Origin of the sequence: Paenibacillus xylanilyticus (genome assembly GCF_009664365.1) — a bacterium.
Taxonomy (GTDB): Bacteria; Bacillota; Bacilli; order Paenibacillales; family Paenibacillaceae; genus Paenibacillus; species Paenibacillus xylanilyticus_A.
On record NZ_CP044310.1, the window covers coordinates 5,179,408 to 5,194,265 of the forward strand.

Annotated in this window: 12 protein-coding genes; all 12 read right to left on the minus strand. The window is 47.8% G+C overall.

Going from position 1 to position 14,858, the window contains the following annotated elements; genetic code table 11:
* Window positions 1-112 precede the first annotated feature (112 nt).
* A complete protein-coding gene (gene hemB, locus F4V51_RS23060; protein ID WP_095293302.1) occupies window positions 113-1,114 on the minus strand; it encodes a porphobilinogen synthase in 1,002 nt (333 codons plus the stop codon).
* Between the two features lie 135 nt (window positions 1,115-1,249).
* On the minus strand, window positions 1,250-2,812 hold the full coding sequence (gene cobA / locus F4V51_RS23065; RefSeq protein WP_153979775.1) for a uroporphyrinogen-III C-methyltransferase: 1,563 nt from the start codon (window positions 2,810-2,812) through the stop codon (window positions 1,250-1,252).
* Between the two features lie 4 nt (window positions 2,813-2,816).
* On the minus strand, window positions 2,817-3,773 hold the full coding sequence (hemC, locus tag F4V51_RS23070) for a hydroxymethylbilane synthase (protein WP_153979776.1): 957 nt from the start codon (window positions 3,771-3,773) through the stop codon (window positions 2,817-2,819).
* Window positions 3,774-3,775: 2 nt separating this feature from the next.
* The gene (locus tag F4V51_RS23075) at window positions 3,776-4,426 is read right to left on the minus strand and encodes a precorrin-2 dehydrogenase/sirohydrochlorin ferrochelatase family protein (RefSeq protein WP_153979777.1); all 651 of its coding nucleotides are present in this window, start codon (window positions 4,424-4,426) and stop codon (window positions 3,776-3,778) included.
* A gap of 5 nt (window positions 4,427-4,431) precedes the next feature.
* Window positions 4,432-5,259: a cytochrome c biogenesis protein CcsA gene (ccsA, locus tag F4V51_RS23080; RefSeq protein WP_375335150.1), complete on the minus strand. Its 828-nt coding sequence runs from the start codon at window positions 5,257-5,259 to the stop codon at window positions 4,432-4,434.
* Between the two features lie 15 nt (window positions 5,260-5,274).
* Entirely contained in the window at window positions 5,275-6,663 is a 1,389-nt protein-coding gene (hemA, locus tag F4V51_RS23085; protein WP_153979778.1) for a glutamyl-tRNA reductase, read from the minus strand.
* A gap of 322 nt (window positions 6,664-6,985) precedes the next feature.
* Window positions 6,986-7,384 carry an adenosylmethionine decarboxylase gene (speD, locus tag F4V51_RS23090; protein ID WP_153979779.1) on the minus strand — a complete coding sequence of 133 codons (399 nt, stop codon included), beginning with the start codon at window positions 7,382-7,384 and terminating at the stop codon, window positions 6,986-6,988.
* Window positions 7,385-7,720: 336 nt separating this feature from the next.
* Window positions 7,721-8,308: a non-ribosomal peptide synthetase module gene (locus tag F4V51_RS23095; protein ID WP_153979780.1), complete on the minus strand. Its 588-nt coding sequence runs from the start codon at window positions 8,306-8,308 to the stop codon at window positions 7,721-7,723.
* 269 nt (window positions 8,309-8,577) lie between these two features.
* Complete coding sequence (gene yihA / locus F4V51_RS23100; RefSeq protein ID WP_221807704.1) at window positions 8,578-9,219, minus strand: ribosome biogenesis GTP-binding protein YihA/YsxC; 642 nt, start codon at window positions 9,217-9,219, stop codon at window positions 8,578-8,580.
* Window positions 9,220-9,380: 161 nt separating this feature from the next.
* Window positions 9,381-11,720, minus strand: coding sequence for an endopeptidase La (gene lon / locus F4V51_RS23105; protein ID WP_153979782.1), 2,340 nt, complete (start codon window positions 11,718-11,720; stop codon window positions 9,381-9,383).
* A gap of 87 nt (window positions 11,721-11,807) precedes the next feature.
* Window positions 11,808-13,565, minus strand: coding sequence for an ATP-dependent protease LonB (lonB, locus tag F4V51_RS23110; RefSeq protein ID WP_153979783.1), 1,758 nt, complete (start codon window positions 13,563-13,565; stop codon window positions 11,808-11,810).
* A 168-nt stretch (window positions 13,566-13,733) separates the two neighbouring features.
* A complete protein-coding gene (gene ispG, locus F4V51_RS23115) occupies window positions 13,734-14,831 on the minus strand; it encodes a flavodoxin-dependent (E)-4-hydroxy-3-methylbut-2-enyl-diphosphate synthase (protein ID WP_153979784.1) in 1,098 nt (365 codons plus the stop codon).
* Window positions 14,832-14,858 lie beyond the last annotated feature (27 nt).

The following is a 14,858-nucleotide window of genomic DNA, read 5'->3' on the forward strand; positions in this document are numbered from 1 at the left end:
TGAACAGTAAACTGATCTATACAAGCGACATAACAGGCTCGTGCAGGGCCTTGCTATATGTTGGTAATTTGATAACGACTCTCTTAGCAAACGTGTAAATTACAAGGAACTATTACTTCTCAGCCAACCAGCGGGAGGCATCTTTTCCGTAATACGTGATGATCATATCCGCACCCGCGCGTTTCATGCTGAGCAAAATTTCCATGGCGACCTTTTTCTCATCAATCCAACCCTGCATTGCTGCAGCCTTCACCATGGCATACTCACCACTTACATTATAGGCCACAAGCGGAAGGTCAAATTGATCCTTGATTGTACGCATCACGTCCAGATAGGAAAGTGACGGTTTCACCATCAGCATGTCTGCTCCTTCAAGCACATCTGTTTCGGCTTCGCGCAGTGCCTCGCGGGCATTGGCCGGGTCCATCTGATATGATTTGCGATCTCCAAACTGTGGTGTGGAATCCGCTGCTTCACGGAAGGGACCATAAAAAGCAGATGCATATTTAACGGAGTAGGACATGATTGGAATATGGCTGAATCCATTCTCATCCAATCCTGCCCGGATTGCCTGGACGAATCCATCCATCATATTGGATGGGGCAATAATATCCGCGCCTGCTTTGGCTTGGGATACAGCTGTTTTTACAAGCAGATCCAATGATTCATCATTCAGAACATCTCCGCAGATATGTCCGTCCACTTCCACGGTATGCACCATACCGCAGTGCCCGTGATCCGTAAATTCACACAGGCAGGTATCCGCCACAACCAGCAGGTCGGGATACCAGGACTTAATCAATTTCGTTGCTTCCTGCACAATACCATCTTCAGCGAAACCAGAAGAACCAATGCTATCCTTTGTCTCAGGAATACCGAACAACAACACGGCCGGAATTCCCAGATCGGCAATCTCTTTTACCTCTTCCTGCAGACGGTCAAGAGAAAAACGGAATACGCCTGGCATAGATTTGATCTCGGATTTTACGTTTTCACCGTAAGTTACATAGATGGGTTGGATAAAATCATCCACAGTCAGATGAGTCTCTCTGACCATATTCCGGATGCCTGCGGATTGACGTAAGCGACGGTGTCGTACAATTGGAAAACTCATATAGATACATCCTCTCTTAGAGTAAAGTAGAGCAAAAAGGGAAGCGCGCCGGTATCCTAACGAATTCAGCACGCTTCATCAATCTGCTTTTGGTATATGGATACAATCTATTACAATAGCGATACAATTTTTAAATCAACGAGGCATAGCCCCTTCTGGAGAAGGCGTCCTTTTCCACTCCATCAGCGCAGAGATCATGCTTTCGATCGTTGCTTCTGCGGCCATCAGCGTTACCTTCAAGCCAGCTGCTTCTGCCGTTTTGGCAGTCACTGGCCCGATGCAAGCAACCTCGACATTTTTTAACAACGGTAATGGATCTTGGAGCCCCATCCGTTTAAGCATCTCCATGAAGTTCGTAACCGTTGAAGAGCTCGTGAACGTCACCGCGTGAATACCGCCTTCTTCCAGCAGCTTCAGAAGTTCATCATCATCCTCACCCGCGAGTACAGTATCATAGATGATCGCTTCCGTGACCTCAAGTCCCCGTTCCTTCAACTGGTCAGGCAACCAGGAGCGTGCCAGATCACCGTGGGGAAGCAGCACTTTCTGACCTTTTTTCAGTTCACTCTCAAAAGCATCCAGCATGCCTTCCTGCTGAAAAGGCCCTTTGACCACTTCGGCAACAATACCGTGCTTGCGCAAGGCCTCGGCAGTTGAAGGTCCGACCGCAGCGACTCTTGCTTGATGCATGGCGCGGATATCCTTACCTTGCTCTTCCAGATGACGGAAGAAAAACTCCACACCGTTTACGCTTGTGAAAAATACCCAATCAAATGTATTTAACGCACCGAAGGCATCCTTGACACTTTGTTTTGCTGTTTCACTCGTAGGCATCACGGTTTCGATAACTGGAAACTCATACGGTTCACCACCAAGTTCCTCGATGCGGTTCACCAGTTCACTCGCCTGACTGCGAGCGCGCGTCACCAGAATTCGTTTGCCGAACAACGGTAGTACCTCAGCCCATTTCAATTGCTCACGTTGATTCACCACTTCCCCGACAACAATAACTGCAGGCGGTTGGAAGTTGGCAGCAATGACCTTGGCTTCTATATTTTCAAGTGTACCCACAAGGGTATCCTGCTCTGCTCTTGTTCCCCAACGAACCAGTGCGACGGGTGTCTGTGCCGGACGGCCATGACGGATGAGCTGTTCACTGATATAGCCAATCTTGGCTACACCCATCATAAATACCAGTGTTCCCGTTGCGTTCGTTACTTTATCCCAATGAATGCTGCGATCGAGCTTGTCCGGGCTTTCATGCCCTGTAATAATGGAAATGGATGATGCATAATCGCGGTGGGTCACCGGTATTCCGGCATAAGCAGGCACACTTATTGCTGCGGTAACCCCAGGCACGATTTCAAAAGGAACGCCGTTTTTGCGCAGCAGGTCTGCCTCTTCGCCGACGCGTCCAAATATCGTGGGATCTCCGCCCTTCAGCCGAACAACCACTTTCCCTTCAAGGGCCAGATCGACGAGCAGCTGATTAATCTCTTCCTGCTTCATCGTGTGACGGTCAGGCCGCTTGCCTACGTAAATCTTCACTGCTCCAGGCTTCATCTGTTTCAACAATCTCGGACTGGCCAAGCGATCATAGACTACAGCATCTGCCTTGCCGATAGACTCCCATCCTTTTACCGTTATCAGCTTAGCATCCCCTGGACCTGCTCCTACCAAAAAGACCTTTCCCACCATGTCCTCATCCCCTAACTTCTGCCAGTATCTGCTCTGCTCCCCGTTCAATCAATCTCCACGCTACTTCTTCTCCAAGACGTACCGGATCCGTTCCGGTCAGAGCTTCTTTAAGAATCAGTCCGCCATCCGGCGTACCAACCATACCCGTTAATTGTAACGTGTTTTGCCCATTCGGGGAATCTGTATCTTGCTGACGATTCCAGACGGCATGAGCACCGATCGGCACCTGACAGCCTCCATTCAATACACTGAGGAATTTACGTTCTGCCAAAACGGGAGCAGCAGTCTCCGGATCGTTATACAGCTTCAACAGATGAAGCAGCTCCTCGTCATCCTCACGGCATTCAATCCCCAGTGCACCCTGTCCAACGGCAGGAAGGCAAGCCTCTTCGGACAGATACTCGGTAATCCGATCCTGCCAGCCCATTCGATACAATCCTGCAGCAGCCAAAATAATAGCATCAAGACCCTCCGTCTCCAGCTTGCGAAGACGTGAGTCAATGTTACCACGCAGGGATTCGAGCTGCAGATCCGGGCGGTATGCCTTTAACTGACTGGAACGACGGAGACTGCTTGTCCCCACTCTCGCCCCTTCCGGCAATTGATCCAGAGACAATCCCCCATTGGAAATCAATGCATCACGCGGATCGGCACGGCGCGGAACAGCGCCGTTGATTAATCCTTCCGGCAGTTCGGACGGCATATCCTTCATGCTGTGCACAGCCATATCAATGGTACGATCCAGCATGGCCTGTTCGATCTCTTTGACAAACAGTCCTTTGCCACCGACTTTGGACAGCGTTACATCGAGAATCAAATCCCCTTTCGTAACGATCTTATGTACTTCAAAATCAAATGCTAAACCTTCCCGCTCACAAATGCTTCGTAAATCCTGAATTACATGTCCTGTCTGTGTCAAAGCCAGTGCGCTTTGTCTGCTTCCCACTTTAATTGTACGCATGTCTACCGCTCCTCCTGATTACGGGATATCCAGTCCCCGATTTCTTCTTCTGTCCACCACTGGAATTGCCCTGTACGGATATCCTCCAGCACATTCATTTCAGTCAATCGCCGCAGTAAAATGCTTCGCACACGCGGAGACGACACACGTGACTTCACTTGAATTCTCATCTGATGCAGAAATTCAATATACGTCTCGTATTCTTCGCCAAATTGCTGCTCCAGTGTAGACCGAATCTCTGCAGCGGCTGCCGGTCCTGCTCCAGCCGTTGAGATGGCGATGCTCAGTCTTCCACGCCTGACCACACTGGGGGTGATGAAAGCACTGTTCTCGGAAGACATCGCATCATTCACCAGTATGCCCGCATCGTTAGCCTCCTGTACTACTTGTGCGTTGACTTCAGCGTGATCCGTTGCTGCATATACGAGAAAGGCCCCCCGCAAATCACCTTTGCGGTAGGACCGGGCTATCCACTCAATTCGGGAATCCTGATGCAGTTGTTTCAGCTCCGATGTGATTTCCGGACTAAACACCTTAATATGCGCTTCGGCGTGAAGCAAACCTTTGATCTTACGTTCGGCAACACGTCCGCCCCCAACAACGCAGCAGGTTTTGCCTGAAGTATTTACATATAACGGCGTATAGCGATCCATAGTTCTCACTCTCCTGTCCAACGATGAAACGCTGAATACGCATTGGTTAAAAAGCTCATAATGACAAAACCATATCCAATCAATGTCCATCTAGCCATGATGATGTTGGAAAACTGCTTTCTCTGCTTAGAAACGAAATAACCGATGTAGATCGCGATAGCGAGACCTGTTGCAATGACTTTCAGATCCAGAAGCAGATACCACCTGGTCTCAGCGACAATGGATAATACGGCCAGAACCACGGAGACGCCAAGTAACGGTGTTCCGATCAATGTTGCGCCATCCATGTATTTGCCAATGACTTCAAGACTCGGCATCCGCCGCATCGTATCATTCCATTTTTTGTTTTTCAATTTACGGTGCAGGAACAGATACAACATGGCGAAGACCGCAGCTACCGTGAGGGCTGCAAAGCCCAGATTTGCCAGCGTAATGTGCATGATCAGCAGCCCGTGAACGGTCTGCCAGTTATGCAGCGAGATCTCCCCGGCTGTAAACCACAATCGATTCAATACGGTAACTGAGAAGCCCACAATATTCAATAGCAGGATGACAAATTCCGAACGCTGGACACGTATCATCCCCAGGGACATCAATACGATACTAAACGAAAAGATAAACAGAAAATCGAACGTTGTATAGATCGGAAAATGGCCCTCGGTCCACATTCGCAAAATTACATGAACGACCTGAAGCAGCCAGACAACAACAAGAAACCCTGTGCCCGTTCGCTTCGCCCCCGCATTCCGTCGAATGCAGTCCGAGAAATAGAACAGAAGGCTCAGGGCATACATATAGATCAGAGCTTCATAGATTTGTTCAGAAAGGGTCAAGCTGTTCACCCGCCCTTATACACTTGCCGGAGCATAAGCCGGCATTGCGTCTTGCCGGTTGTCTTTAAGATGAACGGCGGCCGGTTTACCCAAGGCCGAGGCATCGCTTTGGTTTACTTTTTCTGCGGCCGTCTCCACTGCATCCTCCAAGGCAAAAATTTGGGTGAACATGCGTAGTGCTTCATCTCCATGCTTGCCGCCTGCCATTTCCTTGATCCGGTTGATCGGATCTGTCGTCATTTGATTCACGATGCTTTTGGTCAAACGACGGATAACCTTACGCTGATGTTCGTCGAGCTCAGGGAGTTTATTAAAGAGACTCTCCATCGTATCTTCATGAATGGAAGCTCCTTTCTCCTGCAATGCCCGAATCACCGGGCGAACACCTAATGTTTTGAGCCAGTGATAGTAGTCTTCCATCTCCAGTTCAATCATTTTTTCGATTTTGGCCGCTTCCACCTTGCGCATCTCCAGATTGCTCTCCACGATCCCTTCCAGATCATCAATATCATAAAGGAATACGTTGGATAACTCTCCGATGGCCGGATCAATATCCCGAGGAACCGCAATATCGATTAGGAATAATGGACGTGATTGACGGCGCTTCATGCTCTCACGGACAACGTAAGCATCCAGAACATATCGCTCTGCACCTGTTGAACTGATGACAATATCAACCTCACTCAGTCTCTCCAAAGCCTGCTCCATCGTACAAGGGGTTCCCCTGAACTTGGCAGCCAGCTCCTGAGCCCTTGCAAGAGTTCTGTTCGCTACAATGACCTCTGAGGCTCCATTGGCGTACAGATGCTTGACTGTCAACTCACTCATTTTGCCCGCTCCAAGAATAAGTACCTTCTTGTCCGTAAACATGCCAAAAATACGTTTCCCCAGTTCAACAGCGGCGTAACTGACCGAGACTGCACTTTCTCCAATGGATGTTTCCGAATGTGCTCTCTTGCCCAGAGTTACCGCCTGTTTGAACAACATGTTAAACCAGGTGCCTGTCGATTTCTCTTCCTGGGCAGTGAAAAAGGCCTGCTTCACCTGTCCAAGAATCTGTGTTTCACCAATCACCATGGAATCCAGCCCGCAAATGACACGGAACAAATGGCGAATGGCTTGATCATCTTCATATATATATAAGTGTTGCGTAAATTCTTCCCGCGGAACATTAAACCATTGTTCCATAAACGTACGAATAAAATAACCACACATGTGAAGACGGTCTACCACAACATACAACTCGGTACGGTTACATGTGGCTACGATTACACCTTCCAATACACTCTTGGTCAGCTTGAGCTGCTGCAGCGCTTCAGACAAGTCTTTTTCTGCAAATGTGAATCGTTCCCTAACCTCTACAGGCGCCGTGCGATAATTCAAACCAACTACAACGATGTGCATTGCAAGTTCACCTGCCTAATAAATTTCCAATCAAAGTGTTTTCTACATATCTCCATCCATTTATGCTTGACATGGTTAATTATATCACACATCATGACCGCGACTGGGCCATTTTTATGAAATGTTTATGAAATCCCCATGTAGATTATCCTATGCATTGTCATTTATTGTAGTGTCTCACCAATCTTCTCCGTTATTCGTTTAAATCCATTTCTTCAAAATATTAAAACAAATAGTCATGGAATAATTCCATGACTATTTATAATTCGGGACAATTGCTCATTCCCCATATGTGAACATTACTCATGTTTATCTACATCAATTAGACCAGTTCGATCGGTTGCACTGTCGGTGTTACGACCTGCAGTTCACCCAATCCACGCACCAGTTTCTTAGCGTACGTTTTCTCCGGTTTCAAAACGGATACCAGGTAGTCAATAGCCAGCTGTGGGTCTACTGTTTCACCACAAGTGTAGCAGTCAATCGCCGCAAACCCTCTCTCAGGATACGTATGAATGGAGAGATGGCTCTCTGACAATAGCACAAGCACTGTCGCTCCTTGTGGCTCAAACTGCTTGGATTGCACGGACATTACTGTCGCACCACATGCCTCTGCAGCTTCTACCAGTTGGGCTTGCAGATACTCTGCACTGTTCAGTAGATCAAAGTCGACACCCCAAACATCAACAGCAACGTGTCTTCCGAAAGTTGAATATTCCATCCTTCGGTTCCCCCTTCCTAGGAATAAAATGTTTGAAAATTTCATCCGCTAGGACCTACGTCATTCACTTCCCGAGGGAATAACCTCTCGCAACATATAATGTCCTGAGTGAATCCTGGTTCCTATATTCTTTTCAACGAGAATAAAAATAACATCTATTTTAAAGGAATGCAACCCTTTTTTTACAGTTAAACAAATAAATTATTGCCAGCCTAAATGAACGCATTCTTCACAAAAAATCCCCTTCGGAACCTGAACCGGCAAGTGCCTGCGATCAGAATCAATAAGGGGATGGATCAAGCATTAATAGTCGTATAACGGCCGTCTTAAAGCTCACTAAGCCTCAAGTTCAAAGAGCCGTTTTTGATGTCGAGCAAGTGTTGCATCAATCTGATGAAGCTCTTCAGGAGCTGATGTATGAATCCTAGTATCGAGAAGTGTGTCCACCTCAGCATATAATCGGTTAATTTCACGCTCAACATCCCGCGCCTGGAACTGACGCTGTAATTCAAGCAATGTGTTTTTGTATTCATAAATCAGGCGGGTATTTTCCCCGTTTTGTTCTACAATTTTACGAACAGAGCCTTGAGCATAAACATACGTCATGGTGAATTCTTCATAAATCCGATGAACAACGCCGTCACCCTTAAAGGTCATAAAGAGTTTACGGACAACGTTGGTCAGATGATGGTTTACCAGACGGCAAGACAACTCACAGATGTAAAACCCTTTCTGACGGTCAAAAGGAAAATGGACTTCCTCTCCACTGACATCTGCAAGCACAATTTCCTGACAACCATTATCAAGCACCTTAACCCGGTGATGAATCCGGCCATCGTCCGACATGCGCAAAAACTGATGCATCTGGGGTTCTGACAATTTAAAAGTGGCATTAACATACTCTGTGGCTAACCGCTGAGCCATACAAATCTCCTCAATTCTTCCCCGATTGTTTTGCCTTCCTGCTTATGGGCAGTCATCTCAAAATTCTTCAGGCCGGCAAAGCCGGTATTTTTGTTCCTGTGGCATGAACGCACCTACATTCATTATACACCACTGCCAAACCAATATGCTCCAGAACAAAACAGTGAATTCTCATAAAATCCCATGAAAATACGGATATAATCGATCATTCATTCTTTGTTCAGCCAGCTTACTCACTTTTCCGCATTAACATGGCGTAATCTGCCTGCTCATTCATTCACTTCGCTGATCTCTTCAGATTCAGATTCGTCGGAAGCAGATTGTCCAATACCTGCGTGGCGTGTAATGATCTCCCATAATTCATCTTTACCCAGTCCTAATTCAGATGAAAACGGTACAAACAAGTCTCCTGGACGCAGATCGAGCGCTTGCTTGATGACTTTGATATGTTTGGCTCTGCGTGTCTTTGGAATCTTGTCCATTTTGGTTGCTACGACTACCAAAGGCAATCCGTGATGGCGAAGCCATTCATTCATCATCTTGTCATCCTTGGAGGGTTCATGTCTCATATCCACCATTTGCATGACAAGCTTCAATTCCTTGCGGCCGAGCAAGTACTTCTCCATCATTTTACCCCAGGCAAAGCGCTGCTCCTTGGAAACTTTGGCGTAACCGTAACCTGGAAAATCGACAAAGTATAAATCCTGATTAATTTTATAATAGTTCAGCTGCTGCGTTTTACCCGGTGTTGAGCTTGTTCTTGCCAGATTTTTGCGGTTAATCAAACGATTAATCAGAGATGATTTGCCCACGTTTGAACGTCCCGCCAAAGCAATCTCCGGCAGGCCATCATCGGGATATTGTTCAGGCCTAACGGCACTGATAATAAATTCGGATTGGTTTACTTTCATCATATATCTGTCCTCTCTGGATCTCTTGTTCTTGCATTGGAAGCCAATAAACGTATTATGCCTTGGATCATTGTTCTATCATACCAAAAAAACCGTTCCAGCGGACGCCGAAGCTTCCGCAGAACGGTTCATTCTTCATACGCTCCCTCGGTTAACCGGATCTAGAGGTGAATTCCTGTCTGCTCCACGAGCGCATGCTGCAGCACCTGATCCATATGGGCTACTGGGACAAATTCCACATCTTCCTTGATGCTGTCCGGAATGTCCCGCAGGTCCCGTTCGTTATCCTTGGGCAATAATATTTTTTTGTAACCGGCGCGATGTGCTGCCAGTGATTTTTCCTTCAAACCGCCAATAGGCAGCACGCGACCACGCAGCGTAATCTCACCCGTCATCGCAATGTCTTTCGACACATGTTTGTTTGTCAATGCAGAAATCAAAGCTGTCGCCATCGTAATTCCTGCAGAAGGTCCATCCTTAGGAATAGCTCCCTCAGGTACATGGATGTGGATATCATTCTTCTCATGGAAGTCAGCCGGAATGCCTAACTGGGCCGCCTTGGACCGGGTATAACTGAATGCTGCCTGAGCAGATTCCTTCATGACATCACCCAATTTACCAGTCAATGTCAGTTTCCCTGTTCCAGGCACAACCGTGACCTCAATAACAAGCGTATCTCCACCTACTTCGGTCCATGCGAGTCCGGTTACGGTACCAATCTGGTCTTCCAGTTCGGCCATACCGTAACGGAACTTGCCAGGTCCGAGATAGTCCTTGATTTCATCCGGTGTGATAATGATCTGACCTTCCGCACCAGATACGATATTTTTAGCCGCTTTCCGGCATAGTGAAGCCATCTGCTGTTCCAGATTCCGCACGCCAGACTCGCGGGTATATTCACGAATAACACGGAGCAGGCTGTCATCGCCAATCTCCAGCTGTTCTTCTTCCAGACCATGATCACGCTTCTGCTTCGGCAGCAGATAGTTTTTGGCAATCTGCAGTTTCTCGATCTCCGTATACCCAGGAATATTGAGCATCTCCATCCGGTCAAGCAGTGGACGAGGTATATTGTGCACCGTATTTGCGGTTGTAACGAACATGACGTTGGATAAGTCAAAAGGCAGTTCCACAAAGTGATCGCTAAACGTACTATTTTGTTCAGGATCAAGTACCTCAAGCAACGCTGCAGATGGATCCCCGCGGAAGTCGGATGCCATTTTGTCGATCTCATCGAGCAGGAAGACGGGATTAAGTGAGCCTGCTGTTTTCATTCCCTGAATGATACGACCAGGCATGGCACCGACATACGTACGACGGTGTCCACGAATTTCCGCTTCATCCCGCACGCCACCGAGGGAGATTCTCACAAACTCCCGGCCCAGCGATCTTGCGATCGAACGGGCAAGTGACGTTTTCCCTACCCCCGGAGGACCAACCAGACATAGAATTGGCCCTTTAAGCTTTTTGACAAGCTTCTGAACCGCCAAATATTCAAGTACACGCTCTTTTGGTTTTTCCAGACCGTAATGATCGGCATTCAGCACATCTTCGGCTTTTTGAATATCCAGATCATCCTCTGTCATCTCGTTCCAAGGTAGAGCCAGCAGCCAATCCACATAGTTGCGAATGACCCCGCCCTCAGCGGAGCTGGCAGGCATTTTCTCCAGTCGGTCAATCTCTTTCTCGACCTTCTCCTTGACCTTGTCCGGCAGACCAAGCGTCTCCATCTGGTTACGGAGCTCCTCAACCTCACCTGCACGGCCTTCTTTTTCACCCAGTTCTTTTTGAATCGCCTTCATTTGCTCGCGCAAATAATATTCCTTCTGGGTTTTCTCCATCTGCTTCTTCACACGCTGGCTGATTTTGCGTTCAAGCTCCAGCACTTCACGCTCATTATTGAGAATGTCGAGAAGCTTCTCCAGACGTTCGCGAACATCAATGGTCTCCAGAATCTCCTGTTTATCCTTGATTTTCAAGGACAAGTGACTCGTGATCACATCAGCCAGTCGGCCTGGTTCTTCAATATCGGACACAGCGGCAAGTGTCTCGGGTGTTACCTTTTTGGACAGATTAATATAATTTTCGAACTGGTTCAGAACCGTGCGCATCAGGGCATCCGTCTCCGGATGGCTGTTCTCTTCTTCAGGCAGTTCCTGTGCCAGCACTTCGTAATATTCCTCGTTGTCCGTATATTCAATGATTTCAGCCCGTTCCAAGCCCTCCACCAGCACACGAATCGTTCCGTTTGGAAGCTTCAGCATTTGTCTGACCTTGGCTACGGTTCCGATTCTGAAAATGTCTTCTTGTGTTGGTTCTTCAATATTTACCTCGGCTTGGGAACATAGGAGAATCAAATGTTCTTCTACCATCGCTTTTTCTAAAGCCTTGACCGATTTCTCCCGGCCCACATCGAGATGCAGTACCATACTCGGGTAGACGAGAAGTCCTCTTAAAGGCAGTAAAGGAAAACGACGACCTTTCGTTTTGCTCGGTCCCATCGCTTTCGCACCTCCAATGGCTCTCAGGTTGTAGTCATTCATTATTCTATCAAATGTTCACATAAAAAACCAATTGAAGGGAAGCGCTTAGCAGCTTCCCGAATCAGTAACCTGTCCCGGACGGGTCAGGTCAGCACGTAAAAATGAAGCAGATGCTGGAGGGAAAATCTCTGCAGCGGGTGCTGCTGGCTCATCTGCGTGCTTCAATTGCTCCGCCTGCTGAGAATCAGGTACCCAGGCAAATACCTCACGAAAAACATCCTGAACCGTATCTACCGGAATGACGCGTAATCCATCCAGATTCTCAAAAATGGACTGCCAGTTTTCGGCGGGAATAATAACGGTCTTGGCTCCCGCCTGAAAAGCAGCCTCTACTTTGGCGAGCACGCCGCCAATCGGCTTCACCCGGCCATGAATGCTGATCTCCCCAGTCATCGCTGTCTCATGATCAACAGGACGTCCCTGAATGGCAGAGGCTATTGCTGTGGCCATCGCAATTCCTGCTGATGGACCGTCAATTGGTGTTCCTCCAGGGAAGTTGATATGCAAGTCATAGTCATTCGGACGAAGTCCCATGGCTTTTAACACGGTGATCACATTTTCAACCGAACCTTTGGCCATGCTTTTTCTCCGGAGTGTACGCGAACCGCCTCCAATCTCTTCCTCATCCACCACGCCTGTAATATTGATTCGGCCCTGGTCTTTGAGTACAGGCACGGCAGACACTTCGATCTCAAGTATGGTGCCCATATTCGGACCGTATACGGCCAAGCCATTAACAAAACCAATCTGTGGCTGCTGAGGCACCTTGCGATCCGGACGCGGCTGGATTTGGCTGCTGCCAGCAACCCACTCGACATCAGAGGCCTGAAGGGTCTCTCTTTTTTCAGTGAGTGCCAATCCGGCAGCAAGCTGAATAATATTCACTGCCTCGCGTCCGTTCGTGGCATATCGCTTGACCACTTCAACGGCATCCGGACAAGGACTGAAGCCGATTTTTTGAACAGCATCCTCAGCAATTTTCCCAATCTCTTCCGGCAATAATGGTCTGAAATATACTTCCATGCAGCGCGAACGAAGCGCTGGAGGCAGTTCATGAGGCGAACGTGTCGTCGCTCCGACAAGACGGAAATCCGCTGGCAGGCCATTTTGAAAAATATCGTGGATATAAGCAGGAGTATGCGTGTCTTCCGAGTTATAGTACGCACTTTCCAAAAAGACCTTCCGATCTTCCAGTACTTTGAGTAATTTATTCATTTGAATGGAATGCAATTCACCGATCTCATCGATAAATAACATGCCCCCATGAGCTTTGGTCACGGCTCCCGGTTTCGGTTGTGGAATTCCCGCAACCCCCATGGCACCTGCTCCCTGATATATCGGATCATGTACTGAACCGATTAAGGGATCGGCAATCCCGCGCTCGTCAAAACGGGCGGTTGTCGCATCCAGCTCCGTAAACTTGGCATCTGGCTTGAACGGTGATGATGGATTTTTTTTGGCTTCCTCCAACACCACCCTGGCCGCTGCTGTCTTCCCAACTCCGGGAGGCCCATAAATGATTACATGCTGTGGATTTGCACTGCACAAGGCAGCCTTGAGAGCACGCAAGCCGTCTTTTTGCCCCACGATATCATTGATAGTAGCTGGACGTGTCTTCTCTGCGAGTGGTTTTGTAAGTGAAATGGAACGTAATTTACGCAATTTCTCCAGCTCTTTGCGAGACTCGCGCTCAACGGCACTGCGATTGGTTTTCTGGCCCCGAAGCAAATTCCAGAAATACAAACCAATCACCACACCAAAAAATAACTGTATCAACATGAAGACCATGCCTAAATCACCCATATCTCAACATCCTCCTGTTCATCTGACTGTTCCCTACGGAATCATACTAATACATGGTAGTATAGCCGTTTCACCAACAGGTAAACGGTCCAGACAGAATTTATGGATGTTAAGACAGCAAGAGCCCGCCATTGCTGACGGGCTCTTGGTTAAACATATATGAAACGATCAGTGCGAGCGTCCAGGAATTACTCCTGTTGTTTCATAGGTTTCGACGATTTTATCGATTTCCTTTTTCAATTCCTCTACCATGATTTCCTCAGGCACTTTACGGATCATCTGGCCGTGACGGAACAAGAGACCTTCACCGCGGGCACCTGCAATCCCGATATCCGCTTCTTTGGCCTCACCTGGACCATTCACCGCACATCCCAGTACTGACACTTTAATCGGCACTTTGAGTTTGGAGATATACTCTTCCACCTCGTTGGCAATAGAGAAGAGATCAATGTCCAGACGACCGCAGGTCGGGCAAGATATCAACGTGGCGGCATTCGAAATGAGCCCAAAGGTTTTGAGCAGATCGCGTGCAACCTTGATTTCTTCTACCGGGTCTGCGCTGAGCGAGATCCGCATGGTTGAACCAATACCCATCGAGAGCAGAGCACCCATACCTGCAGAGCTCTTAATTGTACCCGAGAACAGTGTACCTGCTTCCGTAATCCCCAAGTGCAACGGATATTTAATGATCTGAGCTGCCTTGGAGTACGCTTCAATCGCCATCGGTACGTCCGATGCTTTCAGTGAAACGATAATATCATGGAAATCGAGTTCTTCCAGAATACCAATGTGATACAATGCACTTTCTACCATAGCATCAGCTGTTGGATATCCGTACTTCTCAAGCAAATGGTTTTCCAGTGAACCGGCGTTAACCCCGATCCGAATGGGAATACCCCGTTCCTTACATGCTTTCACGACTTCTTCCACTTTGGCACGTTTACCGATGTTGCCTGGATTAATCCGGACTTTATCAATGCCGTTCTCAATCGCAAGAAGAGCTAATTTATAGTTAAAGTGAATATCTGCTACAAGCGGAATGTGGATGCGTTTCTTGATTTCTTTAATGGCTGCAGCAGCTTCCTCATTATTTACGGTTACACGTACTATTTGGCATCCTGCTTCTTCCAATCGCAGAATTTCCGCAACGGTAGCCTCAACGTCTGCCGTTTTTGTAGTACACATACTTTGGATAATAACTTCATTACTGCCACCAATCGTTATATTCCCTACTTTTACGGGACGTGTATCTTGTCTTAAATACATGAGTGATTTCTCTCCCCACAACGTCAA